Genomic DNA, 26,213 nt, shown 5'->3' on the forward strand with positions numbered 1-26,213 from the left:
GAACAGTAACCTTTCTTTTTTAAAGAGTAAGACTATAGAAGCTTTTTGACTACGTTCGCCACCATGAATGGCCGGCCAAGTGTATAATAATGTAAAACAGGAACGCCATTTTTCTTCAGGTCTTTCGATTGCTCCAATAACCATTCTTCACCAATTTTTTCAACCTCTTCATCTGTTTTGCATTTTACTATTTCATTCGCAAGATCAGCTGGAAGATCAATGTGGAAAGTCTTCGGTAAAACAGTCAATTGTTTTTTGCTGTAAATGGGTTTTAATCCCGGGATAATAGGCACGGTGATACCAATATCACGGCAAGCCTTTACAAACTCATAATATTTTGTATTGTCAAAAAACATTTGTGTAATAATATAGTCTGCTCCGCCATCCACTTTTGCTTTGAGGTAATTGAGATCAGTTTGCATATTCGGCGCCTCAAAATGCTTTTCAGGATAACCTGCTACGCCGATACAAAAATCTGTTTTGTGAGTTCCTTTAAGATCTTCTTCGAGGTAGATTCCGGCATTCAATTGAACTACTTGTTTAAGCAGATCGCTGGCATAGCGGTGGCCATCGGGTTCGGGTTCAAAGGTGGCTTCGTTTTTTGCCGCATCACCCCGAAGCACCAACACATTGTCAATGCCCAGGTATCGAAGGTTGATGAGGGCGTCTTCGGTATCATTGATGCTAAAACCGCCGCAAATAAGATGCGGAACCGTATCTACATTGTATTTGTTCATGATAGCAGCACAAATGCTTTCAGTACCCGGCCGCTTACGGATGATCACTTTTTCAAAGCTTCCATCCGCCCTTTTTTTAAACACATGCTCACTGCGGTGATAAGTAACATTAATAAAGGAGGGTCTGAATTCCATTAAGGGGTCAAGATGTTTATACAACGCCTCAATACCTTTCCCTTTTAATGGGGGCAATACCTCAAATGAGATCAGTGTGTCCTTAGCTCCTTTAATGTGGTCAATAACTTTCATCAGGTTCTCTACATTATTAAAAAGCCGGGACAGTCCGGCCTTGTTTCATTGGGGTGCAAAGCTAATATAGAAAAGGTTTAAAAGGTTTAATAAGTTCAACAAGTTTATAGGGCTAAACCTCTAAACCTGTTAAACCTTTGTAACTTCTTGAGCGGCTCGATGGCATGTCTTATTTTTGCAATCTTATGTCCACTAGTATATATGCTCAAAATCTTGTCAAAAAATATGGCAGCCGAACAGTTGTTAACCATGTTTCATTCCAGGTAAACCAGGGAGAAATTGTCGGTTTGCTGGGCCCCAATGGCGCTGGTAAAACGACCTCTTTTTACCAGGTGGTTGGCCTTGTGCGTCCAGATGAAGGCACTGTTTTTCTAAACGATCTGGATATTACTTCTTTGCCAATGTATAAAAGAGCACAGATGGGCATTGGCTATCTACCGCAGGAAGCATCTGTATTTCGCAAATTGAGTGTTGAGGATAATATTGCCGCAGTTTTAGAGATGACAAAGCTTAGCAAGCAGGAGCAAAAGGAAAAAATGGAATCGCTGTTAGACGAATTCAGGCTTCATCATGTTCGTAAGAGCAATGGTGATGTGTTGAGTGGTGGAGAGAGAAGAAGAACCGAGATAGCCCGGGCTTTGGCCGTTGATCCAAAGTTTATCCTCCTGGATGAGCCTTTTGCAGGTATTGACCCTATAGCCGTAGAAGATATACAAGCTATTGTCGCTAAATTAAAGTATAAAAACATCGGAATTCTCATCACCGATCATAACGTGACGGAAACTTTATCCATTTGTGATAGAGCTTACCTGCTTATCGACGGAAAAATCTTTAAGCATGGAACAGCAGAAGAGTTAGCTGCTGACGAGCAGGTAAGAAAATTATATCTCGGAAGAAATTTTGAACTGAAAAGAAAAGACTACCTGCACGAAGAAGCGATAAAAGCTGCTTTCAAGCAATAAATCAGGGGTTACAAAAGAAGACAATAAAGCTTCACCCTGATTTTTTGTAACTTACAATATGCCTGTAAATATTGATGACATAAAGAAACTTCCTAACGAGGAAAAGCTCAAAATTATCGACGAGCTGTGGGAAAGTATTGACCAGGATCTCATTAATGAAGCTCTTGAGTCTGAAGAAGAGCAGATATTAAGAGAGCGATTGGAAGATTATGAAAAAGGGAATGTGAAGTTCAGACCCTGGGATGAAGTAAAAAAAGAAATAGAAGAGAAGCTCAAGCAGAACAGAAATGCAAAAAAATAGCCTGCTTCTTGTGATTTCTACTTCAGCACGACGTGATATGGAGGAAATAGCTGAATGGTACGAAAAGCAAGCAGATTTCCTGGGGTATAAATTTCTGGATGATCTCACTCAGGCGTATGACAAATTCTATCTTTTCCCGAAGCATTTGGTTGGTATAATAAAGATAAAAGCATACGTAAGAGTCGCCTTCCGCATTTTCCTTGTAATATTTATTATTTGTTTGAAGAGCCCGAGATCAGGGTATTGGCGATTATGCATTCATCCAGGTCATCTCGGTTTGTAAAAAAACGCCTTCGTTAGTTTAATGTAATTTCTTTTTTATCTTGCCACCAGCAATGAGCATTTTAAGTCCTGCCATATCATCGCTGGCCCGTATGCGTTTTTGGCGCATCGAAGCATGGAAAAATAATCCATTGGATGCACAGCGTGAAGTGCTGCAGGACCTGGTGACTTCTGCTCAATACACTGAGTTTGGACGGAAATACAACTTTCATGAATTGTTTAATGTCCGATCCTTCAAACAAGCTGTTCCCATTCATGAGTATGAGGATCTGAAGCCTTATATTGAACGCATCATGCGGGGTGAACAAAATATTCTATGGAATACACCCATTTATTGGTTTGCGAAAAGCAGCGGTACTACCAGCGATAAAAGCAAGTTCATCCCTATTAGCGAAGAAAGCCTGGAAGAATGCCATTTTAAAGCGGCCAAAGATGTGCTGACCTTATATTATAATTTTAATCCCGATTCTGCTTTATTAACAGGCAAAGGATTGGTGTTGGGAGGTAGTCACAATATCAATCCCATGAACAATGATGCGCAGTACGGGGACCTAAGTGCAGTATTGCTCCAGAACACACCATTTTGGGGTCATTGGTTACGAACACCCGATCTCAGCATTGCCCTGATGGACGAATGGGAGAATAAAATAGAGAAGCTGGCAAATAGTACTATTAAAGAGAATGTTACTTCCATATCAGGCGTACCAACCTGGACATTGGTTTTATTTAAACGCATTTTAGAAATCACCGGTAAAAAAACGATGGCTGAGGTATGGCCGTCGCTGGAGTTATACATGCATGGTGGTGTTTCATTTACTCCTTATAAAGAGCAGTTTCAAAAGTTGATTGGCAAAAAAATCAACTACCTGGAAATGTATAATGCCAGCGAAGGGTTCTTTGCTGCCCAGGAAAACCCTGGTGATGAAGGTATGCTCTTGTTTACCGACCACGGCATTTTCATGGAGTTTATGCCGGTGAGTGAATATGGTAAAAAATACCCGCAAACCATCAGCCTGCAGGATGTTGAGATTGGCAAAAACTATGCACTTATCATCAGTACCAATGGAGGTTTATGGCGATATCTTGTTGGGGACACTATTCAATTTACCTGCCTAAAACCATTCAAGGTGAAAGTGTCGGGAAGATTGAAACATTATATCAATGCGTTTGGGGAAGAAGTGATTGTTGATAACACAGATAAAGCCATTGCCATTGCTTCAGAAAAAACAGGTGCCATTGTAAATGATTATACAGCCGCTCCCATTTATTTTTCTGACACTTCAAACGGCGCCCACGAATGGCTGATAGAATTTGAAAAAGAACCGGTGGATCTCAACTCATTTACGCAAGAGCTCGATACAGCCTTAAAAAGCATTAATAGCGATTATGAGGCTAAGCGGCATAAGGATATTGCGCTTCGGTTGCCGGTACTTCATGCATTGAAAAAAGGAACCTTTAACCAATGGCTGCATAGCAAAGGGAAACTGGGTGGACAACATAAGGTTCCAAGACTGAGTAACGAAAGAAAGTATATAGAAGAAATAAAATCTTTCGCTGCTTCGCAATGATTATTCAACTAGCCCGATTCTCTTATTTTTGTTCAAATAAAATAATCCAATGAAACTACTAAATGGAAAAGTTGCCATAGTTACAGGGGCCGCAAGGGGTATTGGCGAAGCCATCGCTATCAAATTCGCAGAGCATGGGGCCAATATTACATTTACGTATGTAAGTGATAGCAGTGCTGAAAAGGCTTTGGCACTGGAAGAAAAGTTAAAAGCACTGGGTGTAAAGGCAAAAGGTTATAAAAGCAATGCCGGTGATTTTGCCCAATGCGAAGCCTTCGTCAATGATGTATTGAAAGAATTTGGAACTGTCGATATATGTGTAAACAATGCCGGTATATCAAAAGATAATTTACTACTCCGGATGAGTCCTGATCAATGGGATGAAGTAATAAAAGTGAACCTGAACAGCGTATTCTATATGACCAAGCAGGTCATCAAACCAATGATGAAAGCGAGAAACGGAAGCATTATAAATATGAGTTCAATTATTGGGGAAATGGGTAATGCGGGTCAAAGCAGTTATTCAGCATCAAAAGCCGGCATTATAGGGTTTACCAAAAGTGTCGCAAAAGAATTGGGTAGTCGCAACATTCGTTGCAATGCCATCGCACCCGGTTTTGTGGAAACAGATATGACAAGCTACCTTAAAGAAGGTGATGCAGGTGATAAATACAAAGCAGGAATTCCCTTAGGCCGTTTTGCCAGCGCTGAAGACATTGCAAATACCACTTTGTTCCTGGCATCAGACATGGGCTCTTACATCACGGGACAGACGATCAGTGTTTGTGGGGGTTTGAATATTTAGACTTCGCGATGGCATCGTCACTGTTATTTTACTCCGCTGTAGTTTATACAATTTAAAATATTTCAGGAAGTGATACCGTGCCTGTTGACTTGCGATCATCAGGCCACGGTAGCCATTTAAAAATCCCGCTCTCAGGATATAGGAATGTACAAATGACCACAATGGGCTAAACACTATTTTTAACCAATTGGTTTTTTTACCTACGAAGTAAAGTGACCGGGCAGCGATTGTGCTAAAGTTGTTACTTCTTCTCACATGTTCTTCCACTGTGCTACAAATGTAATGGAGCAAGTCCCCCTTCAACGGGCAAACAGCAACGGTGGGAGGTACAATTACTTTGTCGTGGGGATCCAGGCCGCCCCATTTGAGATAGCGTTTATCAAACAAGCGAACTTTGGATTCGGGGTACCAGCTTCCATGCCGGATGAATTTGCCACAGTAATTGGCACAGCGATTCATTTTGTAAGCCCTGAATGCAAACCCCTTTTTTGCTTTTATGATTGATGCCTTCAATTGGTCATCGAGTTCTTCATCGGCATCCAGGCATAACACATAATTATTTTCGGCAAACTCCAGCGCTGCATTCTTCTGCGCAATATATCCTGCAAATTTTTGCTGAAACACAAGAGCTCCTTTTTCTTCAGCAATCTCCACTGTTCGGTCAGTTGAGAACGAGTCAAGGATCACGACTTCATCCGCCACTTCTTTGACTGAATCAAGACATCTTCCAATGTTCTTTTCTTCATTATATGTTATAATAACAACTGACAATAGTTCCATACGCCGATTTACATTTTTCACATTCAAAAAATTTTCTTCATGCCTGTCTTCACAGGCTACCTTTGCCGGGTAAAATTATCTTAATGAAAAGGGAGCATTTTATCATACCCTGCTATCTATTATTTATTGCTTCTCTGTTTTTTTCATTTGCTGCTGCATTAAAAGTTATCATAATGGGTCTATTAATTTTGATAACACTTGTCAATAACCCCATTCAGCAGAAAATCCGTCTTTTTAAAGAACGAAAATCCGTTTGGTTTATGCTGGCTTTTGCATTTTTACTTTTTGTCAGCTCTTTTTTGTCCAGTAATCATGAGGCTGCCTCCCGGTTTTTGCAATTACGTCTACCCCTAATCTTGTTTCCTTTCAGTATTGGTTTAATACAGTTATCAAAAGAACAACGGGATAAAATACTACTCGGTACAGCCATCATTGTAACCATTTCCTGCTTCATTAGCCTTTGTTACGCCATTTTCCGTTATAGTCAACACAATGACACCGCCTGGCTCTATAACGATGCATTATCATTCCTTATAGGTCAGCAATCCATTTACACATCACTATTAGTTAACATATCCATTTACATTTTTGGCTATCACCTTCTTTATTCCCGGTTATTCGCCGGATATAAATTTTGGCTGGGATTCGGTATTTTCTTTTTATTTATCATTAGTTACCTCTTGGCCAGCCGAAATATGATGCTCATTCTATATGCCACCACCATTGGTTTTTCTTTTTATTATGTTTTCCAAAAGAAAAAATGGCTGGAAGGAGCAACGTTGACAATGGGCATGATCATCGCTGGCTTTTTGATTTTCAAATTTTTTCCAAAAACAATTAACCGGTTTAAAGAACTGGCGTTTACCCAATTTGACTACCAAAGTCAGGCAAAAGAAAGCCACTATGCCGGTGAACTTACTTCCGGCCAGTGGAATGGCGCTAATTTCCGACTGGCTGCCTGGCAATGTGGCTGGCAACTAGTCAAAGAGCATCCCCTCATGGGGGTAGGTTTGGGAGATAAAAAGGATGAATTGTTTAAAGTGTATGAACAAAAACAATTCCATTTCGCTATTACCACCAACAAGAACGTCCACAACAACTACCTCGACATACTTTATAGTCTGGGAATCATAGGCTTGCTGGTGTTTCTTGCAGGCTGGGTTATTTTTCCTGCCCTACAATTTTTCTCCAGCAAGGACAACCTGGCTTTGCTCATACTTGCAACCTTTGCGCTGGCCATGATTACCGAAAACTATTTTGACCGAAGTCTTGGCGCCATGTTGTTTGGTTTTTTTATACCCTTTTTGCTTTCGTGTAAAAGACCACCGAGAGTAAACACATGGTTTCATTAATTATTATCTGCCATATACAACTCAATTGCTTTATCGGTATCACCAATAAAACTTAACTCTCCCTTTTTCATAAATATAGACCGGGTACAATATTTTTTAATCACATCCATACTATGACTGACTAACACCACAGTCTTACCCTGTATCCACGAACTTTCGAATACTTTTATTGCTTTTTCCTGGAATTTCATGTCCCCCACTGCAAATATTTCGTCCAAAAACATCACGTCTGCACCTGCATTTACAGCAATTGAAAAGCCCAATCTTGCCACCATACCGGACGAGAAATACTTTATTTTAGTATCAACGAATTCCTGTAGCTCTGCAAACTCAACTATTTTGTCAAAGATTGCATCAACCTCCTTAATTCTCAGGCCAAGCACAGATGCAGAAACATAAATATTTTCCCTGGCAGTTAATGCATGACTCATACCGACGCCAAGATTCATCAGCATGGTTGAGCCATTTATTTTAAGATCGCCGGTATCCGTAGTATAAACACCGGACAATAGTTTGACCAATGTAGATTTTCCACAGCCATTTCTTCCTAAAAGGCCAATGCATTCTCCTTTCATTATTTCCAGCGATACAGGTTTTAATGCCTGTACCTTTTTAGCCTTTGGCGAATTAAAAAGATTGAACAAACGCTGCTTGATCGTGTTGTTGCTATCTTCTGTAATATGAAATGTTTTACTGATATTCTTCGCCACTATAGCATATTCATGATTTTCCATAGTTATCATAATTTTTCCGCAGCCTTTGAGCCAAGTTTGTTCAACAATAACAATCCCAACATTAATAAGATGATGCCATATACCCAGCCAAAAAAGAACAGTCCCCAATCGGGTTCAGTATGATATAACAAAACATTTCTGGCATTGATAATTATCCCCGCCAACGGGTTAATGTAGTCAACACCGGGTAAGGCGTTGCGAAAAACTTCAAGTTTAAATAATATGGGTGAAAGCCAGAAGCCGATGCTGATTACAACGGCCCAAATTTGGGTGACATCATTTGCTACGACATAAATATTCGATAGTATTAATGAAATGGCCAATGAAATAATGATCAGGTTCAGAAAAATTGGGATAAAATAAATTGCATTCAGGCCATAACCGGGAATGCCTTTTTCAAAAAAATGGAAATACAGGGTAAACATGAAAAAGTTAAAAAAGAAGCCAATGCAATTACTCAAGATATGTGAGAGGTAAATTTCGATCTTATTCATGTTGGTGTACTCATACAAGTATTTCTTGGTGTTCAATATTTGTATGGTGCCCGTAGTAGATTCGACAAAAAAGTTCCAGATAATAAGCCCGATAAAAAGAAAGGAAATGAAGTTGGGTATTCCCTGATTCATGATCATCTCAAATGCCACATAGTAAATGACGATGTCAGACACAGGTTTTATCAATGCCCATAACAATCCCAATTTATTTTCATAATACCTAAGTTTAAATTCTATTTTGGCCATCAGCCATAGCCGTTCCAGTTTGTTTGAACGCCTGAGCCAATCCGTCACAATCCTGATAAGCATAGTCAACTATTTTTTGATCGTTTTATAAATTTTATAAGCAATCGTTTTCGCCAGGCGATTTCGCTTTATTAAATCAATAGCTTTTGCAGACAATTTTCCTCCTATTGGCAATCGATCAGCCAGGTGAAGATCAAGGGATGGGTTGTCAAGTAAGATGCCGGGCCCATTAGCATTTAGCAGGTTGAAAAGATCGACTGCAAAAATAGCGTAAAACTGTTCATGCTTGTTGCTGATGTGTTGATACAAATTCAATTTTTTTGATTTCGAAATAGCCCGGTACATCGAATTGGATCTAACCCTGTAATTAAATAGGGGCTCCGGTAATACAACACCACCCAAGCCATGTGCCAACATGCTAATTACACTGTCGTAATCTTCATAACCCTGGAATAACATCGTAGGATCATTTTTTCCGAATGCGAGAAAGGAAGCTCGTTTATATACCAGGCTGCTGGAGTTGACCATATTGTGATTTAGGATCAGCGGCGGCTCCGGCATAAATGCCGGCCAGATATTTTGCGAGTTTCCAAAATATTGTACCCAGCAACCGGCAAAGTGAACATTATCATATTGCTGAAATACCTTAATAGCATTGGCATAATATTTTGAATGCACCGTATCGTCAGCGTCCAGAAAAGCTAGAAATTCGCCGCTGGCAAGTTCTGCCCCAAGGTTTCTTGCCTTTGCTAACCCACCATTGGGAAAATCATGAACTTTTATTCCCGCATGTTTGCGAAACAAGTTTAACTTTTCGATACTTGAAGACTCTGTGCTTCCGTCATTGATGATAATGATTTCTTTATCGCTATAGTCGCAATTTTGCAGTGATTGGATGGTTTCTTCAATATATGATCCCATGTTGTAATAGGGTACCACTATTGAAAGTTTACCTGTTACAAACGAAATTTTGCTTTCAACTTGAATATCAACAGCCAGGGTATTTCTGACAAAGGGAAAATGTGTTGTATTCGAAGTTTTTGATAGCAGTTTTTCAACCAGTTGTTTCTTTTGTTGATACACCACCTTACTACTATATCTTTCTTCCACCTTCCTGATGGCTTTCGCGGAAATTTCTTTGCGTTGATTGTTGTCCAGCCTAAGTACTAAATCCAGTTGATCAAAAAACGTTTCCGGACTATTATGATCAAATACAAAACCGTCAACACCATTTTCAATCACCTCTGATTGCCCACCCTGTTTTGAGACCAATAGTATCCGGCCAAGGGCCATCATTTCAAACACCACATAGGGAAGGTTGTCATTATCACTGGGGATGATCACCACTTCTGCTCTGGCAAGTCTTGCACTCACTTCGGTTGGCTTTATCCTGTCTTCTAATTTCAGTAAACCCTGATTGATATATTTTTTATATCGCTTTCGGATAAGGTCACCCATAGATATCCCTTCCGGATGATAGACAATATCCTGACCGCCCAATAAATACAAAGGCCTTTCAAAGCCACTGTCCCATAGCCGCTGAAAATAGGTCATCAACCTGAAAGCACCTTTCTGTGCCGTTAACTTTCCATAAAAAACGATCTCGTCAGGTTTCTTTATGGGATCGGTCGAAGGAAGCATATTATTCATCTTGCTTTCAAAAGGATTGGGAATAATTTCAACATTCTTGTTAGTTAGCGTAAATATTCGCTCCAACTCCTTTAACATATACCTGCTGGGAGAAACAATTTGATCAGCGGCCTGCAAACAGAATCGTTCCATTTCGCATACCCAGTAATTGGGATAGCGATACATGGGTACATGATTATATTCCATGTACAATGCAGATGGCGAATGCATGGTAATTAATACTGGCACATCCTTGCACCAATCGTACAACAGATATTTGTATTGCAGCAAATAATAAGCGATGCCGAGATACTCCTGCGCTTCAATGATATCAGGCTTGCCCTCTTTGCTGATAAAATCTTTTACAATATGAGCAAATTCGTAACTGATGTTGGTAACATGACCTAAAAAAGCATAAGATTTCGTCCTCGAAGTATTGAAGCGAACTATCTTAAGATTTTCTTTTTGTTCCTCAACAACATCACGTACAGATGCATCGCAAACAAACACGGTTACATCATGCCCATTCTCAGACAACATTTTTGCAGTGATGGCACAATAAGTACCAATGCCACCACCAAAAAAAGGAGGATATTCCGTTGTTAATAACCAGTATTTCAATCTTTATATTTTTTTACATCGTCCCTGAATAATGACCTGAATGTTCTTTTGCCTGTCAATGCTTTCAATATATGTCCGAAACGTTTATACCAAAGAGGTAATATTTCATATTCTTTGTTGTAGTAAAGTTGTAGGTCTTTGGTTGAGTGATCGGACCGCAAAATTTCGTTATACTGTGTTTGATTGTTTAGTTCCCCTTCCAGGCGTATTAGCCTCCTTTTTAGCTCATCTGTCTCATGTTGAAGCTCCCGGTTGCGGAGGATCAACTCAAAAATCCGCGGAGACTCTTGTTTAAACGATGCTTCTATCATTTGAAAATTTATAATAGCCGTTTTCAATTCTGCCGTCGAACTTGCGTAAAAAAAGACCGGTTTGTCAAAACTATTTCCGCTTTGAAGCAGGGCAAGATAATCAAGGTACCACTGATCACCAGGCTGGAAAAAAGGAAATTCATTCGCTGCGGCGTCGCCTTGTAATAGTTTGTGTACGGAAACATTCTTTATTCCTTGTTGCAACAGGTAGTCTGATAATCTTATAGCTGCATCCTCCAATGTTTCCCGGGATTTTCCGAGCATTGAAACGATGCATTTCCCATTAAGTCCAAAATAAGTCGGTAAAAATAAAAACGCGGCGATAGAAGTTATCTCTTCTGGACTCAACGACTCCTGAACTTTCACTGTCAGTGAGAATAATAAATGTTCTGCATTTTGTATTAACTGGTAAGCGTCATTGAGCTCATTGTTGACAGATGGATTGATCACTAGCGAATAGCAGCAATTATCGCCAGGTAACAAATGTAAAGAGTTGACATCTTGTACACCAAAATCCATTATAAAAATTACGTTATTGATCATGGTAATTCTTTTAGATCATAGCCTTGGTTACTAATAATCCAACTCAACATCCTTTCCCAGGAATGGGTATAGGTTCCATACTCTTCATCCAGCACATTTCCTTCCTCCAGTCTTTTTCTTATATCAAGTGGCACATGCTTTCGGAAAAAAGTAAGTAAAGGAAGCGTACGTACCCAAAACATTGTACCCGCCACGTAACGATGATCAGTAATTGTAATATTGTAAACTTCCTTTAATTGGTTTAACTCCTTCCTGTTATTACTTATAAATGAATTTTTATTATAATCATATTCATTTTGTAAAGTACCCTGTGAAGCGACAATTCCGGTTTTAGGATTTTCTTCAAATATGGCTAACGTTTTTTCAACAAAATCAGGCTCTATTATGCGATAAAGACGCTGTTCCCATTCCCTGTTGTGTACTTTATAGGGACTTTTCTTGTCGTGCAAAAAGATTATAAACTCACTGTTTGTGCTGTTGCGCAAGCAGGCATCCAACAGGATTAACTTACCGCCGATATCTTTACCCTTATTGGAAGCCCGGCGAAAATTGATCTCATTTAAGAAAGGGCTGTTTATGTTTTGACGAATGTCATTTAAATCCGAAAGGCTGGTATCAATATTATAAATACTGTCTCCAACAAAGTTGTAATACAAGTCAAACGGCACTTTCAACTTCTGGCAAAAGAATTCAGCCCAGCGATGATGCTGGCCGTAGTAGTTATGAAATAATATGGATACAATGGCTGTCATTTTTTTGCTACAAAAAAAACTTGCTCCCCACCAAGATATCCAAACACATCAGACCATAAAAATAAGGCATACACATCCCGGAAGCCTGCTTGTTTAAATTCGTCAAGCACTTCCCATCCAAATATTGTGTAGCAAAGAATTCCTTTTTCGCTTACCGGATCCCCATGATACTCCGGCTCTGTTAAGTATACGATATTTCCCATTTCATCTATTGTCGCCTTTATAAAATTTGACTGGCTGTTTCTGTCAAATGGAAAACTGCTCAGGAAAATTCCGTTATCGTCAATCACTCGGTATACCTCGGTGATTGCCTTTTTATAAAAAGGGATATGCTCAAAGCACTCAAAAGACAAATAAAAGTCGACCGAGTTATTTGCAAAAGACAGGCGTGTCATGTCTTCGTGCCGTACGCCATTTCTTATCTCACCCGGTTTCAAATTTTCACCTAGATATTCTGATCCAATAAGATTAGAATATCTTGATTTAAGGAATGAAAAAAGCGGGGTTACCTGCTCAGAGATATAGATTTGGCTTTCGGGGTATGGACCTAATTCAAAATCCAGCATCTGAACGCAACTTCTAAGGCGATTATTTAATCCAGTAACCGGGCATATCAGTCTTTCCCGCCAGTTTATATGCTTGCCATCGGAATACAAATAGTCAACTTTAAAATCAACATACTGATTGGCCGGGTAGGAGAATCCTTTAACCGTAAACTCCTTTTGATCACGGGATGAAATAGCAGATTCATACTGCTTCATTTTTTCATAGTTAGCTCTATTCTTTTCAACGTGGACCTTATATTCATCAAAGCTTCGCAATCGAAAAATTTTCATTTTATGAGTTTTAGAGCTGTTAAAAATATTCATCCTAATTTCTTATTTCCAAACTGATAAATGGAAAGGACAAGATTCGCTGATCTGGAGGAGTTGCTTGAATGACGTCTGAAACGATTCTGATTTTTTGAACAAGTGATGCCCTTTTCACATCCAGCCTATAGGTAAATTTGTCTGCCTCTCTCCGGATTAATGCCGCTGGATATTCGTTATTACCGAAATCAAGAACCGACAACCTCGGAATGATGTTTTTACAGGGTGGCGGCAGGTAAGTTTCTAATAGCAATGTTACTGAATCATCAATTACGAAATCACCCCTGAAACCAAAACTAACATTCCCGTTGGTCCAACTTGCCCCGTTTTCATTTTGGTAAAGTCCGTCAATTAGAAATTTGGCTGTATCTGCGTTCGTAATCTTAACATAAGACTGATTATAATCAATCCTCTTTCGTATCGCTGCCTCATTAAGGCCAACAGTGGTAAAATACTTTAATGTATCATTTAAGTAATCTCTGGTGATGTCTACAACATGCCAGGTCTCACCATAGATCAAGTATACGATTTGGTCTATTTTTGCATTGAAGTTACGTAGTGTTGTGTCAGGCAGCCAGTGGCTTTTTTCATATAACGAATCGACAAAAATTACCTGTTTGGGCTTTTCCTGATAAAAACTGAGAAGATATCCATCGCCAAGGCTCCAACGCATCGCGTTATTGGCATTTTCATCATTTTTCTTTTCCCAGATATACAGCTTTTCGGTGGAAGGCCGAATAATGTTTGCAGTCGCTGCATTCTTAAAGGCACCGGCTGTTTTTTCCGAATAAACCAGGTAGATATTATCCGCTCCTTTCTTTAAATACGAATAATGTGTGGTAACAACAAAGATGCTGATAAGAAATAAGTAAACATATTTAAAATATACTTTTTTAACGATTAGCCTATCTGCTGCAAGAACACACATGAGCATAAAAATGCAAAAGGACGCCTGCAACCATCTCTGCTCCAACCTTATTGTGATGATCGCAGGAAGTAAAGCCAGTCCAAAAAGAACTGCCAATGACAAAAAGGTATAAAAGTCAGCTGTCCTGGCTTTTTTATCTCTCTGATTTTTTCTAAAGAGTGCAGCTATATAATACCCCAATAGGGTCATAAAGCCTGTTAATAGAAGTATAACTATTACTTTATTCAGCAACGGTAATGCCGGAAACCTAATCCCGATTAAATATTCGGGACCCGAATTGATGAAGAAAATTGATAAGACCGCGTCGCCCAAAAAAGACATCGCTGATGAGAATGAAAACTCAATAGTCTTGCTGGCAGTTCCCATCAGGAAAGGCATGGCGTAGACATATTTTTTGATCATCACGTTTAATAGGATGGAAAAAACTCCTGCTCCTATTAGAAATACTTTCTGTTTTGTCCTTAATGCCCGCAAAGCTGGATGTATAAGGATAAGAAGAATAATGAAGGGGAACAATATAACGTACCGTTCATGTGTATACATGCTTAGGTTTGAAAATACGTAAGCCGCGATTAAATTTCTTTGGATCCGTGAGTTTGTTTGAGAGCGATGAATGGCTTTGACAGAAAAAAACAGGGCAGCCAGGAAAAAGCTCATCGCCAATCCCTCCAATGCTCCTCCATTTAAAAGCTGTGTGATATTAAAAAAGGAAAACATCGAAAGTCCGGCTACCAGGCTGAAAAAAAAAGAGATGTAGAACTTTCTGAGGAAGATATTTACTGTTATAGCAAACAGAATCGTGTTTACCGCCTGGATAAAAACATTGAAGAGATAGTAGCCGTTAAGGTTTTTTCCAAAGCTTTCGATCAGTAAATGCACGCTTAGACCGTGCATCGGTCGGTATTTGCCAAATAGCAATGGCAGGTTTAGCTTTCCCGTGATGGTGTCAATCTCGGCGTGGGTTCTAAACATAAAGAGATCATCTCCGTAGGGTGTATTGGTTTTCCACTCCAGGAAAAAGAAGTAAATAATAAAAGGAGTTGCAACGAATAATAGGGTGGAAATGATTGTCTGTTGCAATGTTGTAGTCCCGAATCTATTATTCATTTCTATTTCCTGATTTTAACTGCTCTTATTGATTAGTGAATGATAATTAAGATTTTAGTTAGCGGCACTCAATAAGATTGATTGACTAGCTATACGCAATGGTGTTTTTTCCAACATATTTCCCAATACAATAGAAGGCATTACGAATACTTTTGGAATTCCGGGTAAAAGGAAATCCTTGTACCTGACCCGAATATTTTTGAAACCTGCATGTTGAACCTTCTTAGAGATAAAGCTTTTAGAAAATGCCATTTCATCCGGTTCCAGTTTTGCCCATTTCCGCAATATTTTATTTTTAAAGATTGCAGCTACATAAGGATTATAGATATTGGGTTCCATAAAAATTATTTTTCCGCCGGGATTTAGCAGGTTTTTCAACTTGACAAATACCTCATCCAGGGTATAATAAAGATGATGCAAAATGCCATTACCGATTATATAATCGAATTTATCATGAATACTCGTTGCCGCTTTATAAAAATCAAGCGTTTCAAAAGAAAGATTTGGAAGTATGTATTTCTTTTGAGCTTCGGCAATAAACGGCTCACATAAATCAGAGCCAAGAACTTGCATGTCCGTCTTTTGGGCGATAACATAAGCCACATAACCTGTACCACATCCGATTTCCAAAACCTTTTTGCCGGGGGCCGGGTCCATTTCACTGATCATCCACTCAGCTCTTCTTTTAAGCCTTATAAGGTTAACTTTACTTTGTTCAAAAATCTGGTTAAACCCTCTATCATCTTTTATCGCTGCCATATTACATTTATTTTTTCAAAACGATAGTGTAACCCAACGGATCATCTATGGATCCGAGGTTAAAAATTATTGCCAAATGTGCTACTATTACAGATATAATGAGAACAGGCAGGAATAGTAAATAAATTGGCAGGAAAATATATTTCCATAGCGGCCGGGGAAAAAACCCCCGAAAAAACAGGACGATTATTTTCGAGCCAATTACCGACAAATCGGTTCCCCTGTTTTTGATCTTTATTGTAGAGAACTGTTTAAACATTGTTTTCAAACTGCTAGGGGTATACCTGAAATAGTCATAAGGTATATAATGATACCTTGCAGACCATGGTATAGTAACGATTATATCTGCTCCCTTTTTCCCAGTTCGATATATTTCATCAATGAGATATTGAAAATCCTGTACATGTTCTAACACTTCTGTGCAAATCACGGCATCAAACTTTTCATTTTCAAAAGGTATGTTTTTGCCGTCGAATGCGGTAATATCCGGATTATGATAACCAAACTCACTTGCCTCTATTATATCAATTCCAAAATATTTTGTATCCTTCCCGTTCAATAAAAATTTATATGGAGACTGACCACAACCAATATCCAGGATATTTCCTTTATAAGCCGGTAAATGCTTTTTTACATCCTTGTATATTGTTAATATTTGCAGGTCCAATAACATTCTTCCATAGAATTTCATTTTTCCTATAAGGCCTGCAGGAGGCGTGTTTGAAATGGGTTGAAATTGCTCCTTCATTATCAGTCATTCAAAGATTTTATCACTTTTCTTCTTATAAACTTCGGCCGTTTTTTAACCTCTTCCAAAATCTTTGCCTGGTATTCGCCTAAAATGGAAATCGCCAACATATTCATGCCGCCAAAAAATAATATTAACACGATAATGGTGGTAATCCCATGCGGTATTTGTGCGCCGGCTAAGTACAGGACGATTTGTAAAAGCGCCGCTAAAAATGAAACCAGTGTCAATGTCCAACCCAGGTATGTCAATAACTCAAGGGGTACATAGCTAAAAGAAAAAATAGCTTTCCTCGCCCAGCCTATATTTTTCCGCCAGTTGTTAGTCGTTACGCCAAACATTCTTTCCGGCCTTGTATAAGGCACACCAGTTTGTTTGAAACCAACCCAGGCTCTCAGCCCCCGCAAAAATTGATCGGTTTCCGGAAGTTTAGTCAATTCAGTCACGACCTTGCGATCCATCATCGAGAAATCGCCTGCATCTAGTGGAATGGGGACATATGATAAGTTTCTGAACAGCCTATAGAATACTTTGTATAAATGCACCAGTGTTTTATTACCGTCACGCTTTACCCGTTGCCCATATACTACATCATATCCTTCTTTCCATTTGTTATAAAAATCTTCAATGAGTTCGGGTGGATCTTGTAAATCACCGTCAAGTAACACCACGACATCACCCGTTGAAATTTCCATCCCGCTCATGAAAGCGCTTTGGGAGCCAAAATTTCGGGAATGCTCTATGCCTGTCACATGCTTATCCTGCTGTACCAACGCCTGCAATACTTCCGATGTATTATCGGGGCTGCAGTCATTCACAAAAATGATCTCATAGTCAACGTTGATCTTATGAAAAGTTTTTACCAGTCTTTCATACATAATAGGCATGGCCATGGCATCTTTGTAACAAGCAATTACAGCAGTAATCTTATGTTTTACCTGGTCCTGGAAAAGTTTCTTTTCATACAATGGCTTTGAATATTCTTTTTGCCAATTATACGTTTTAATTAGTCCCTCTTTCAAAGGAGTAACGGCTTTCCAGTTCAACAGTTTATGGGCAAGTGAAGCATTGCCGTACCAATCTTTCAAATCCCACTTCCTGTTCGCAAAATCACCCCATGCCGGTTCGCCAGGTATAGCGAAGATTTCTTTGGCAGTATTGGCTATATCCCGGATTGTTGTCTTTTTATTAGAGGCAATATTGATGGACTGTCCGCCAATTGCGGAAAAGTCGGCATTACCAGCGAGCAGTGTTGCATACAATGCATCGTCGATGTATACAAAATCTCTTGAGATATCCGGCTGCACCAAAGGTGGATATTGCTTATCCATTCCTTTTTCAATAATCTGGGGAATTAACCTGTCGGGTTCCTCGTATTCACCATATATCGAATAATATCGCAGGTTCACAATAGGGAATTGCAATAAGGTTCCATAGTATTTTATCATCTGGGCGGCAGAGGCCTTGGTGACTGCATAATGACTATTGGGGTGTAACTCTGCATTTTCCAATGGTCCTTTACAATTGATGCCATACTCTGAAGAACTACCCGCATGTACAAAGGCGCGGATGTTATACGCGGAGCTTACCTGCAACAAATGAAGTAACCCCATGATATTGGTCTGGTAAATCAGTTTGACATCGCTCTGTTTGGAATAAGCTCCATAAGCTGCTAAATGAAAAATTGTTTTAAATGAATGCAGGTTGAATAGCTTTTTTACATCATTTAACTGTGTAATGTCTGCATGCAGAATGCGGTCTTCTCTTAAATCATCAATTCTCCAGGGAACAAAAGGATCCTTTGAAGTAATAGCATATACATCATCCCGGTATTGCAAAATTTGACGAAACAGGTTACTACCGATAAACCCACCGGCGCCAAACACGGCGATGGGTCCTTCCAACTTAAGAATCTCTTTTTTTATTTGACTAGTTAACATGTGGGACAATGCTTATAAATTCTTCAATTTTTGCTTCTAAATTTTTTCCTGCCAGGTTATTTTCTTCCAGGTGCCATTGCTGGGAGCCATATTTACCACTGGGATATCCCGATGCAAACAAAGTGTGATAGGCCACAGGTGTTTTAAGGTTTTTTAAAAAAAGGCTTGCCAGAGTTTCATGCAAACCACACTGCCCCTGGTGTTCTTCTATTGTAATGATCGTTGCAGCCTCGCGGGCCTGGTGTAATAATTCTTTCGGCAGGTCATAAACCGGAAACCTGCTCACCAACCATATTTCAAGTTCATCTAATAAATGGGCTGGCAGTTTAAACAAATTGTCCGTCACAGTTCCTGTACCTATCACCACTGCACTTGGAAAACGATCTACAGACTTTATTTTTCTCCATGGCGAGAATGAAGGAACGCCTCCCTGGTTGGATGCCAAATTTAATCTCAAATAATTAGGTGAAGGATCCTGCAACATTTCCCTTAAGGCCTCACCAACATCGTTTTTAGTGAACGGCACATATACTTTCATGTTGGGCAAAATGCGCATGCTTCCGATATCTTCAATATTATGATGGGTGCTACCCATGATGCCGTACCCATAGCCACCACCATTAGCAATTATTTTTACCGGCAAATTATGCAGGCAAACATCATTGCGTAATTGCTCATAAGGTCGCAGAGTAATGAAAGGAGAAATGCTATAAATAAGCGGGGTAAATCCTTCATAAGCCAGGGCAGCAGCCATTGTAACCATGTTTTGTTCTGCTACACCTGCATTGATAAATTTCTGCCCTAACTTATCTCTTACGTTTTCCAGTGCCATATAGCCAAGGTCACCTGTCAGAAAAACCATCTTATCGTTTTTACCGACAAACTCAATGACCGCTTCTGCAAATTCTTTACGCATTGTGTAGATTTAATAGTTTCTCAAAATCAGCATCAGTTAGCGGCAAATAATGACAGTCGACCGTGTTTTGCAATTCCAAATCTTTACCTTTTACAGTATTACAAATGACGGCCAGGGGCTTACGGTGATTGAAAAGTGCAAAAGTCGCCTTTAGGGAATCAAAATCATGTCCATCAGCAACAGCTACTTCAAAACCAAAACTCTCCAATTTCTTATCGAGAGGATCCAGTCTTAACGTATCCTCCGTCCGGCCAAAGCCCTGCAGGTAATTCCTATCGATCAGCCATATTACATTTTTTAAATTGTGGTGGGCAATAAACATTGCTGCTTCCCAGGTGCTTCCTTCATTGAGCTCCCCATCAGATGTAATACAAAATATCTTTTTGTCGGATTGCTTGAGTTTGCCTGCCAATCCAAGACCGGCAGCCAGTGATAAACCATGACCGAGGCTACCCGTGGCAAACGGAATACCCTTAATTTTATTTACCGGGGGATGGGCGGATAGATAAGTTCCATTTTTATAGAAAGTTTCAATCTCTTTTTCGGAAATATCTCCCGACTCGCACAACACACTATACAATAAAGCTGCTGCATGACCTTTGGATAAGATCATTTCATCTTTTTCTTTCATTAAAACGAACTTGACAAATACCAATATTTCCAGGCAGGAAAGCGAGCAGCCAACGTGTCCGGCGTTAGCATCTTTATACATTTTTAGCAGCCTGTGTTTTACCGAATTTTTTTTTTGATCCAACATGATTAATTATTTAGAGCAACACCTTGTGTTTTCCGCACCGTCACCCCATCAGGATGCTAATACGTCGTGGATAATATTGGTTGCTATTTCCTCTGTGAAATTATTTTCGATATACTCAACACTTTTCCTACTCATTTCCTCCAGTCCCTGCTCGTTATTGTAGGTATCAACAATCACCTTCGCCAACTCTGCACTCGTGTTGGCCACTTTCAAAAAAGAATAATCACCCGGTAATCCCTCTACTCCAAAGCTGGTAGTGACCAAGGGGATGCCATAGCGCATTGCTTCTACCGTTTTTCCTTTCACACCGGCGCCGTAGCGCAATGGGATCACCGCCATTTTACTGCGGGCATACAGCCGTTCCAGTTCGTCGTCACCCACATATCCCTTTATTACCAATGTACTGTCAGCTATCAGGTCCTTTATTTCCTGTGGTGGATTGGAGCCTGCAATAATAAACTTTACACCTGGTAATTGCGGTCGTACGATGGGCCAGATTTCATTAACAAACCACAGAATGCCATCCACATTGGGTAAATGACCAAAACCGCCCACAAAAAACAAGTCTTTACGATACTCGAAATCTGTCGCCGGCGCACTAACCGTTTTGTAGATATAAGGCCGCATCAGCTGAACATTAAAATTGTTGCCCAACGATTGAATAATTTTTTGTTCTTCGATACTTGGGGTAAGAATAATATCACTCTTATCAAACAGGTAAAGCTCAATTTCCTTCCATTTAGCGGCTTTCTCCAGAAGATTTTCGTCCTTTTCTAATTCGTACCGTCTCTGTTTTCGTAAAAAATGCAGGTCATGGCCGTAATAAATTATCCGCGCCTTTGAGTTTTGCCGGATAAAATCGATAAAGTTGATGGAAACATGGGGCCTGTTGAGATATACATAGTCGATATGCTGTTGATTGTCTTTAAACCATTGCTGCCAGTTATTAGCATACCATTGACCGTACAATACCTCGATACCCATTTGTTGCAGCACGGTTGTATAAGGTTCATGCTTATAAAAGTTTTCCCCGAGAAATTTGACATTAAATCCCATTTTTACAAACAGCTCGAGGTACTGAAAAGTTGTCCGTGAGCCAGCGTCCTTGTCAAATTGAGGAACATAGTGATCGATCATTAATAATGTCTTTTTGTATCGACTCCTGTCTCTCGCCAAAAAAACATTCTCACCATTTGGAAATTGGTCTTTCTGTAAAACAGATCGCCATTTTTCAAAGAACTTTTTATTGTTAATACGCTGGTATGCTTTCACCGAGCTTATCTCACTTTTTTGCGTTTCGCTGCCGTGCGAATAGCCTTCATAGTGCACTACTTCAGACAGTGGTTGGTACACTACTTTAAATCCTTTTTCTCTTATTTGAAATGCGATATTTGAATCTTCGCAGTAAGCAGGAGAGTAGTTTGCATCGAAACCGCCAAGATCGTCCCAAAGCGATTTCCGGATCATTATACTTGCACCGGAGATATAATCTACTTCTTTGACATAATTGAATTCAGGAAGATCCGGGCTTTGCCCATTTCCAAAATTCCAGCCTGATGCATCATTCCAAATAATACCACCAGCCTCCTGTAGCCGCCCATCGGGATAAATTAGTTTAGAGCCTGCTAGTCCAATCGTTTCGTCTTTGTTCATCAACGTAGCAAGCGACGAAAGCCACCCAGGTTTTACCTGGGTATCATTATTTAGAAAATGAAGATATTTTCCTTTGGCATGTGTCGCGGCATTATTGCAGTTTAATAAAAAGCCGAGATTTTTTTCATTTCGGATATGGACAATGTTTTCGAAATACTCAGCAATATTTTTTGTTCTGTCACTAGAACAGTCATCGGCAATAATCACTTCGTAAGCAATACCAGAGGTGTTTTTTATAATTGCCTCTATACACCGGGCATTCATTTGCCAGGCATTATATACAGGAATAATAATGGAGACTTCGGGATTGTCAAAAACCGGGAGTATGCCGGTTATTATTGCCTGGTCATCATCGGGCGATCCATTTATAGGAAACGCTGAAGATCCTTTGTTATCGGCTGTGTCTGACGGCAGATTCAATTCGTTATTCCGCTTTCCACGTAATAAGTTTACCGCTTTTTTTAATACCTTATATCGAATGGAATTTTCATTCAGTAGTTTTCCCTTCAAATTATAATACCTGTTCAACCATTTCCATCCGTCCGAATGATAGATGGTAACCAGTGTATTGTTAATCTCACCCAATTGCTGCTTAGTCAACGAATGATTGAATTGCAGATCCTGTAATACCTGTTCTTTTTCTTTCAGTTCCCCGGATAGCCTAGAAAGGTCTTCATTCAGTTGGTGATTCTTTGCCGCCAGCTCTATCTCCTCCTTCCTCCGTTGTTCCAAATGGTCATTGACTTGTTTTTCCAACTGTTCGGTAAATTGTTTTTCCAGTTGGTCTTTTAATTGCTTTTCCACCTGCACCCATAGCAAGCTTTCAAGTTGTTCTTTAAATTCTTTTACTGTTTGCATTAAGTTTTGGTTTTCCTGATCCAACCTGGCAATCGTAAGTTCTTTGCCGGCTAGTTGTTCATGTTGCAGTTCAAAGGGGCGGATACGCATCGGCTCGGGCATGAACGGTTTATATTCCTGCTGCCATACCGCAGAAAAGTATTTTGTTTCGGTTATCCTAAATTCATCAATTAATACCGGGTCAGCATCAGTAAAATTCCTGAAGAGCGATATACTTAATTCCAACAGACACCTCGGCACTTCTTCTGCAGGTTTGCTAAAAAAGATAATCTGTCCAAGGCTGTAATAAATGCCCCGAAAAAAAACATATTCAATGGGAAGCTGTTTACCGCAGTCCCACTCCTGGTCGAAAATGAATGGCTCGCCGCCATCCTCAATAATTATATTGAAAGGAGTTAGATCCAGGTATTTTCCATCGAGGTAAAAACGATCTCTGATCTTTACAGAAGTTTTCTCCAGTACTGCATAATATTTCCTAGCCCAATTCATCAACTCTTGTAAGGTCCAGTTTTTTACAGTTATAATGCGTAACAGATGTTCTTGAAGTAATAGTCCATTACGATAAGGTTCCGTCGTTAAAACCAGCTTCAATTCTTCATTTTCTGAAGAAGCTTCATAAATCCGTTTCTTATCGATTAGAATGGAGATGCCATCAGGTGAACGAAATTCTACAGATTTGCAATAGGCTTTTTTTCTGGCGGTACTATAGCTTGCAGCCAGTAATGTTTGATCAGCTGAAAACGCACTGCTTGTGTTCTTTGCTACAATTAGAAATGAATTAGCCAGGTCGGCTGCCAGTTGATTATTATGAATTTCACGTTCGGCCAGAGAACTGTTGAAATAGGTATTGTGCTGATGGCCCTGAAAATACTCATGCTTTTCGAGCAATAAGCCGGCAATATCAAAGCCAGAATTATGTAAGCCTTTATCGGTTATGACAGTAACAGGTAATTTATAATCAGGAAAAGGATAGTAAAAGTCCATATCCATCAAGTCCGCTTGTCGGAGTAAACGTTTTATTTCTTCTTTTCCAAAAGTGATCGCGGTATGGTTAGTGTACCTGTTTTCTATTCCTGCAAATGGAACACCTAAATGGTCTTCGGCGGCGCCGGCGAAGTATTTGAGCCCTAATTTATTTTCGATGGCTATAATAATAAACCCGTCTGGCTTTAACAGTTGTTTCACCCGCTTAAGCATAGTTAGTGGCGGATTTTCACCCTTTATAAAAAGGTGACTATATTCCAACACTCCAATCAGTGTGATACAATCAAACCGATCGTCAGTAATAAATGTATCGAAGTTGTCGCAAAGAACTGCGACATTACGCAGATCACGACAACGTTCACGGGTGATTGTTGCCCGGCGCAAACTGCCTTCCAGGGCTAACACTTCTCCACTTATTTCGGCCAGAAAACGTGTGAGGGCGCCACATCCGCTACCAATTTCCAGGATCTTACAATGAGTCAATTGTGGAGTTAAGTGCCTTAGAAGGTCGGCTCTTTTCGGCGAAAGATGGTAAAGTGAAGGCCAATCCTTAATGTGTGCAAATAACTCCTCAGAGCCCGTTGATAGATCGGTGGATTGTTGTATCGCATTTAAAATATAATTTTCGTTATCATCTCCGTCAGAGTATTGAAAATTATATTTTTCGCCTGGTATCCACACGTCATTTTCCAGGCCATATCTTTCAGAAAAAGTCATTTCTCAGGAATGAGGATAGTTTGAACCGGCCAATTATTTCTTGAAAAAAATTTTTTCTTTTATCATTCCCCAAAAGCTTCGCTTTTCATATGTCCTTTGATACCAATCAATGTCCTGCCGCATCCGGTCGACATCTCCCAACAATTTATTAATTAGCTGGCGGTTGCCTTCGTTGCTTCTTGAACAATCGGCCAGCTTTTCATTCAGCTCCAGAACTGTTTTATCTTTCTCTTCAATCAACAAGTGAAGCCGTCGGATGTCGTTCTGCAAGTGTTCGATGGTTTTCTGTTTGGCGATAATTTCAACATCCAATTTATTTTCAATTGATTCAATTGACTGCTGAACCTCATCCATATCAACAGAAGAAACAACCGGTTGAGTAATATGACCATTCATGACATTTACATGTTTCATAGACTTAAGTTTTTATCCAAAACTCCACATGGCTTTTCCAACCGTTTCAGGCAATGAGCCTGTATAGAACCTGCGGTAAGATTTAAAATTTTCCTTTACGTCAAATTCCACCTTGCATATTTCACCGGAAAAGCTGCCCATGACATCCAGCATTTCCCTGTTGTTGTAATATTGCAGTATTTTAAAAACAGCTTCACCTGTATTGGCAAAGAGATCCCCATTCAAGCCATTCTTAACAATATCAATATTTCCGGTGCAATTGCTCAGTAATACGGCTTTTTTTAACACCATCGCTTCCAACACGGCAAAAGACAAACCTTCATACCTTGAAGTAGACAGATATACATCCGACGATGAAACATACTCTTTTACTTCGTTTGCATTTAACCAACCTGTGACTTTAATATTTTTAGCAGTGAATTGATCTTTGTCCTGACCATCACCCACCCAAATAAATTCGATTTGTCGCAGGTCTTCAAAATAAGAAGCTATTGCATTAAACAAAGCAGGGTTTTTCTGACGCTCAATTCTGCCGCTTGTCACAATCCGGAATTTGTCGGTTTTACGAATATGAACCGGTCTTTTATTCCTCTTTATATTAATGCCGTTATTAATATAATCACCAATAATGCCAATTTTTTGATACTGCTCCAATTCAGAGGCCGAACAGCAAATCATATTACCACCTAAAAGCTTATGACTAACTTTTTCAAGCAGTTGATAAAAAAACCTGGAAAACCCATTAGAAGCTGAAAGAAAAGATGCGCCATTGGGAGTATAAAAAATATTAGAGATGCCCGTTAACCTGCAAGCTATCCGTCCCAATAAACCACTTTTGGAAGAATGTAAGTGCACCGCATCAACCATTTTCTTTTGCCTCAGGCGTTTTAAAATTTTATACAACTCGGTCACGGCCATTACATCTTTAAAAAGATGAATGGACCTTCCTGCTGAACGCCATTTGATAAAACGTACATTTTCCCTGGGAAAATTTTTCTTCACCTCACTTGCGGACATCTCACTTTTTCTCTCTCCATGCACAATAATATGCAGGTCATCGGGCATGGCTTCGGTAAGTGATCTTACAAAAACGGCTACGCCAGACGCAAAAGGTTCAACTATGTGGACAATTGTCATAGGCTCAGTTTTTTCGTGGATACTGAAATCAGGACGCAAAATCCAGACCAGTACATTATT

Annotated in this window: 22 protein-coding genes; 5 read left to right on the plus strand and 17 right to left on the minus strand. The window is 39.6% G+C overall.

Going from position 1 to position 26,213, the window contains the following annotated elements:
• Positions 1-32: 32 nt before the first annotated feature.
• Positions 33-986 carry a methylenetetrahydrofolate reductase [NAD(P)H] gene (metF, locus tag ACFEL9_RS12300; protein WP_385890278.1) on the minus strand — a complete coding sequence of 318 codons (954 nt, stop codon included), beginning with the start codon at positions 984-986 and terminating at the stop codon, positions 33-35.
• A 185-nt stretch (positions 987-1,171) separates the two neighbouring features.
• Here metF and lptB point away from each other — a divergent pair, with 185 nt between their 5' ends.
• The 4 genes from lptB (at position 1,172) to fabG (ending at position 4,904) form a co-directional block, all read left to right on the plus strand.
• Complete coding sequence (gene lptB / locus ACFEL9_RS12305) at positions 1,172-1,948, plus strand: LPS export ABC transporter ATP-binding protein (protein ID WP_385890281.1); 777 nt, start codon at positions 1,172-1,174, stop codon at positions 1,946-1,948.
• Positions 1,949-2,006: 58 nt separating this feature from the next.
• The gene (locus tag ACFEL9_RS12310) at positions 2,007-2,249 is read left to right on the plus strand and encodes an addiction module protein (RefSeq protein ID WP_385890284.1); all 243 of its coding nucleotides are present in this window, start codon (positions 2,007-2,009) and stop codon (positions 2,247-2,249) included.
• A gap of 335 nt (positions 2,250-2,584) precedes the next feature.
• On the plus strand, positions 2,585-4,099 hold the full coding sequence (locus tag ACFEL9_RS12315) for a GH3 auxin-responsive promoter family protein (RefSeq protein WP_385890286.1): 1,515 nt from the start codon (positions 2,585-2,587) through the stop codon (positions 4,097-4,099).
• Between the two features lie 49 nt (positions 4,100-4,148).
• Entirely contained in the window at positions 4,149-4,904 is a 756-nt protein-coding gene (fabG, locus tag ACFEL9_RS12320) for a 3-oxoacyl-[acyl-carrier-protein] reductase (protein WP_385890289.1), read from the plus strand.
• Here fabG and ACFEL9_RS12325 read toward each other — a convergent pair.
• Positions 4,842-5,684: a glycosyltransferase family 2 protein gene (locus tag ACFEL9_RS12325; protein ID WP_385890291.1), complete on the minus strand. Its 843-nt coding sequence runs from the start codon at positions 5,682-5,684 to the stop codon at positions 4,842-4,844. The two genes, fabG and ACFEL9_RS12325, sit on opposite strands and share 63 nt — an antisense overlap.
• A 173-nt stretch (positions 5,685-5,857) precedes the next feature.
• On the opposite strand from ACFEL9_RS12325, the gene ACFEL9_RS12330 reads away from it, so the two are divergent.
• The gene (locus tag ACFEL9_RS12330; protein ID WP_385890294.1) at positions 5,858-7,036 is read left to right on the plus strand and encodes an O-antigen ligase family protein; all 1,179 of its coding nucleotides are present in this window, start codon (positions 5,858-5,860) and stop codon (positions 7,034-7,036) included.
• Here the strand turns inward: ACFEL9_RS12330 and ACFEL9_RS12335 are convergent.
• From ACFEL9_RS12335 to ACFEL9_RS12405, 15 genes are read right to left on the minus strand one after another with little or no spacing between them, the layout of a single operon-like run.
• Positions 7,033-7,770 (minus strand): ABC transporter ATP-binding protein, encoded by a 738-nt coding sequence (locus ACFEL9_RS12335; protein ID WP_385890297.1) that lies wholly within the window; start codon positions 7,768-7,770, stop codon positions 7,033-7,035. The two genes, ACFEL9_RS12330 and ACFEL9_RS12335, sit on opposite strands and share 4 nt — an antisense overlap.
• Before the next feature lie 5 nt (positions 7,771-7,775).
• Positions 7,776-8,573 (minus strand): ABC transporter permease, encoded by a 798-nt coding sequence (locus ACFEL9_RS12340; RefSeq protein ID WP_385890300.1) that lies wholly within the window; start codon positions 8,571-8,573, stop codon positions 7,776-7,778.
• Positions 8,574-8,579: 6 nt separating this feature from the next.
• Positions 8,580-10,760 (minus strand): glycosyltransferase, encoded by a 2,181-nt coding sequence (locus ACFEL9_RS12345; RefSeq protein ID WP_385890302.1) that lies wholly within the window; start codon positions 10,758-10,760, stop codon positions 8,580-8,582.
• Entirely contained in the window at positions 10,757-11,614 is an 858-nt protein-coding gene (locus ACFEL9_RS12350) for a hypothetical protein (RefSeq protein WP_385890304.1), read from the minus strand. Before ACFEL9_RS12350 ends, ACFEL9_RS12345 begins: the two co-directional genes overlap by 4 nt.
• The gene (locus ACFEL9_RS12355) at positions 11,611-12,366 is read right to left on the minus strand and encodes a rhamnan synthesis F family protein (RefSeq protein WP_385890307.1); all 756 of its coding nucleotides are present in this window, start codon (positions 12,364-12,366) and stop codon (positions 11,611-11,613) included. The genes ACFEL9_RS12350 and ACFEL9_RS12355 overlap by 4 nt, the downstream gene beginning before the upstream one ends.
• Complete coding sequence (locus ACFEL9_RS12360) at positions 12,363-13,202, minus strand: methyltransferase domain-containing protein (protein ID WP_385890309.1); 840 nt, start codon at positions 13,200-13,202, stop codon at positions 12,363-12,365. Before ACFEL9_RS12360 ends, ACFEL9_RS12355 begins: the two co-directional genes overlap by 4 nt.
• A gap of 34 nt (positions 13,203-13,236) precedes the next feature.
• Positions 13,237-15,270 carry a hypothetical protein gene (locus ACFEL9_RS12365; RefSeq protein ID WP_385890311.1) on the minus strand — a complete coding sequence of 678 codons (2,034 nt, stop codon included), beginning with the start codon at positions 15,268-15,270 and terminating at the stop codon, positions 13,237-13,239.
• Between the two features lie 54 nt (positions 15,271-15,324).
• Positions 15,325-16,029, minus strand: coding sequence for a class I SAM-dependent methyltransferase (locus ACFEL9_RS12370; RefSeq protein WP_385890313.1), 705 nt, complete (start codon positions 16,027-16,029; stop codon positions 15,325-15,327).
• Positions 16,030-16,036: 7 nt separating this feature from the next.
• Positions 16,037-16,777 carry a class I SAM-dependent methyltransferase gene (locus tag ACFEL9_RS12375; protein ID WP_385890315.1) on the minus strand — a complete coding sequence of 247 codons (741 nt, stop codon included), beginning with the start codon at positions 16,775-16,777 and terminating at the stop codon, positions 16,037-16,039.
• Between the two features lie 2 nt (positions 16,778-16,779).
• Positions 16,780-18,717, minus strand: a complete 1,938-nt coding sequence (locus ACFEL9_RS12380) for an NAD-dependent epimerase/dehydratase family protein (RefSeq protein WP_385890317.1) — start codon at positions 18,715-18,717, stop codon at positions 16,780-16,782.
• Entirely contained in the window at positions 18,707-19,633 is a 927-nt protein-coding gene (locus tag ACFEL9_RS12385; RefSeq protein WP_385890319.1) for a transketolase family protein, read from the minus strand. The genes ACFEL9_RS12380 and ACFEL9_RS12385 overlap by 11 nt, the downstream gene beginning before the upstream one ends.
• Complete coding sequence (locus ACFEL9_RS12390) at positions 19,626-20,390, minus strand: transketolase (protein ID WP_385890322.1); 765 nt, start codon at positions 20,388-20,390, stop codon at positions 19,626-19,628. Before ACFEL9_RS12390 ends, ACFEL9_RS12385 begins: the two co-directional genes overlap by 8 nt.
• Positions 20,391-20,438: 48 nt before the next feature.
• Positions 20,439-24,602, minus strand: coding sequence for a glycosyltransferase (locus tag ACFEL9_RS12395; protein WP_385890324.1), 4,164 nt, complete (start codon positions 24,600-24,602; stop codon positions 20,439-20,441).
• Between the two features lie 33 nt (positions 24,603-24,635).
• Positions 24,636-25,016, minus strand: coding sequence for a hypothetical protein (locus ACFEL9_RS12400; RefSeq protein ID WP_385890326.1), 381 nt, complete (start codon positions 25,014-25,016; stop codon positions 24,636-24,638).
• Between the two features lie 12 nt (positions 25,017-25,028).
• Complete coding sequence (locus ACFEL9_RS12405) at positions 25,029-26,153, minus strand: glycosyltransferase (protein ID WP_385890328.1); 1,125 nt, start codon at positions 26,151-26,153, stop codon at positions 25,029-25,031.
• Positions 26,154-26,213: the final 60 nt, after the last annotated feature.

Source organism: Terrimonas alba, from assembly GCF_042434975.1.
GTDB lineage: Bacteria > Bacteroidota > Bacteroidia > Chitinophagales > Chitinophagaceae > Terrimonas_B > Terrimonas_B alba.

Bases quoted from the DNA above. Each gene is read 5' to 3' on its own strand.
- ACFEL9_RS12370 (WP_385890313.1), bottom strand. From the start codon at position 16,029: ATGGCAGCGATAAAAGATGATAGAGGGTTTAACCAGATTTTTGAACAA.
- ACFEL9_RS12375 (WP_385890315.1), bottom strand. From the start codon at position 16,777: ATGAAGGAGCAATTTCAACCCATTTCAAACACGCCTCCTGCAGGCCTT.
- ACFEL9_RS12355 (WP_385890307.1), bottom strand. From the start codon at position 12,366: ATGACAGCCATTGTATCCATATTATTTCATAACTACTACGGCCAGCAT.
- ACFEL9_RS12395 (WP_385890324.1), bottom strand. From the start codon at position 24,602: ATGACTTTTTCTGAAAGATATGGCCTGGAAAATGACGTGTGGATACCA.
- ACFEL9_RS12325 (WP_385890291.1), bottom strand. From the start codon at position 5,684: ATGGAACTATTGTCAGTTGTTATTATAACATATAATGAAGAAAAGAAC.
- ACFEL9_RS12340 (WP_385890300.1), bottom strand. From the start codon at position 8,573: ATGCTTATCAGGATTGTGACGGATTGGCTCAGGCGTTCAAACAAACTG.
- lptB (WP_385890281.1), top strand. From the start codon at position 1,172: ATGTCCACTAGTATATATGCTCAAAATCTTGTCAAAAAATATGGCAGC.
- ACFEL9_RS12390 (WP_385890322.1), bottom strand. From the start codon at position 20,390: ATGTTGGATCAAAAAAAAAATTCGGTAAAACACAGGCTGCTAAAAATG.
- ACFEL9_RS12315 (WP_385890286.1), top strand. From the start codon at position 2,585: ATGAGCATTTTAAGTCCTGCCATATCATCGCTGGCCCGTATGCGTTTT.
- ACFEL9_RS12385 (WP_385890319.1), bottom strand. From the start codon at position 19,633: ATGCGTAAAGAATTTGCAGAAGCGGTCATTGAGTTTGTCGGTAAAAAC.
- ACFEL9_RS12330 (WP_385890294.1), top strand. From the start codon at position 5,858: ATGGGTCTATTAATTTTGATAACACTTGTCAATAACCCCATTCAGCAG.
- ACFEL9_RS12335 (WP_385890297.1), bottom strand. From the start codon at position 7,770: ATGGAAAATCATGAATATGCTATAGTGGCGAAGAATATCAGTAAAACA.
- ACFEL9_RS12360 (WP_385890309.1), bottom strand. From the start codon at position 13,202: ATGAAAATTTTTCGATTGCGAAGCTTTGATGAATATAAGGTCCACGTT.
- metF (WP_385890278.1), bottom strand. From the start codon at position 986: ATGAAAGTTATTGACCACATTAAAGGAGCTAAGGACACACTGATCTCA.
- ACFEL9_RS12350 (WP_385890304.1), bottom strand. From the start codon at position 11,614: ATGATCAATAACGTAATTTTTATAATGGATTTTGGTGTACAAGATGTC.
- fabG (WP_385890289.1), top strand. From the start codon at position 4,149: ATGAAACTACTAAATGGAAAAGTTGCCATAGTTACAGGGGCCGCAAGG.
- ACFEL9_RS12400 (WP_385890326.1), bottom strand. From the start codon at position 25,016: ATGAAACATGTAAATGTCATGAATGGTCATATTACTCAACCGGTTGTT.
- ACFEL9_RS12380 (WP_385890317.1), bottom strand. From the start codon at position 18,717: ATGTTAACTAGTCAAATAAAAAAAGAGATTCTTAAGTTGGAAGGACCC.
- ACFEL9_RS12310 (WP_385890284.1), top strand. From the start codon at position 2,007: ATGCCTGTAAATATTGATGACATAAAGAAACTTCCTAACGAGGAAAAG.
- ACFEL9_RS12405 (WP_385890328.1), bottom strand. From the start codon at position 26,153: ATGACAATTGTCCACATAGTTGAACCTTTTGCGTCTGGCGTAGCCGTT.
- ACFEL9_RS12365 (WP_385890311.1), bottom strand. From the start codon at position 15,270: ATGAATAATAGATTCGGGACTACAACATTGCAACAGACAATCATTTCC.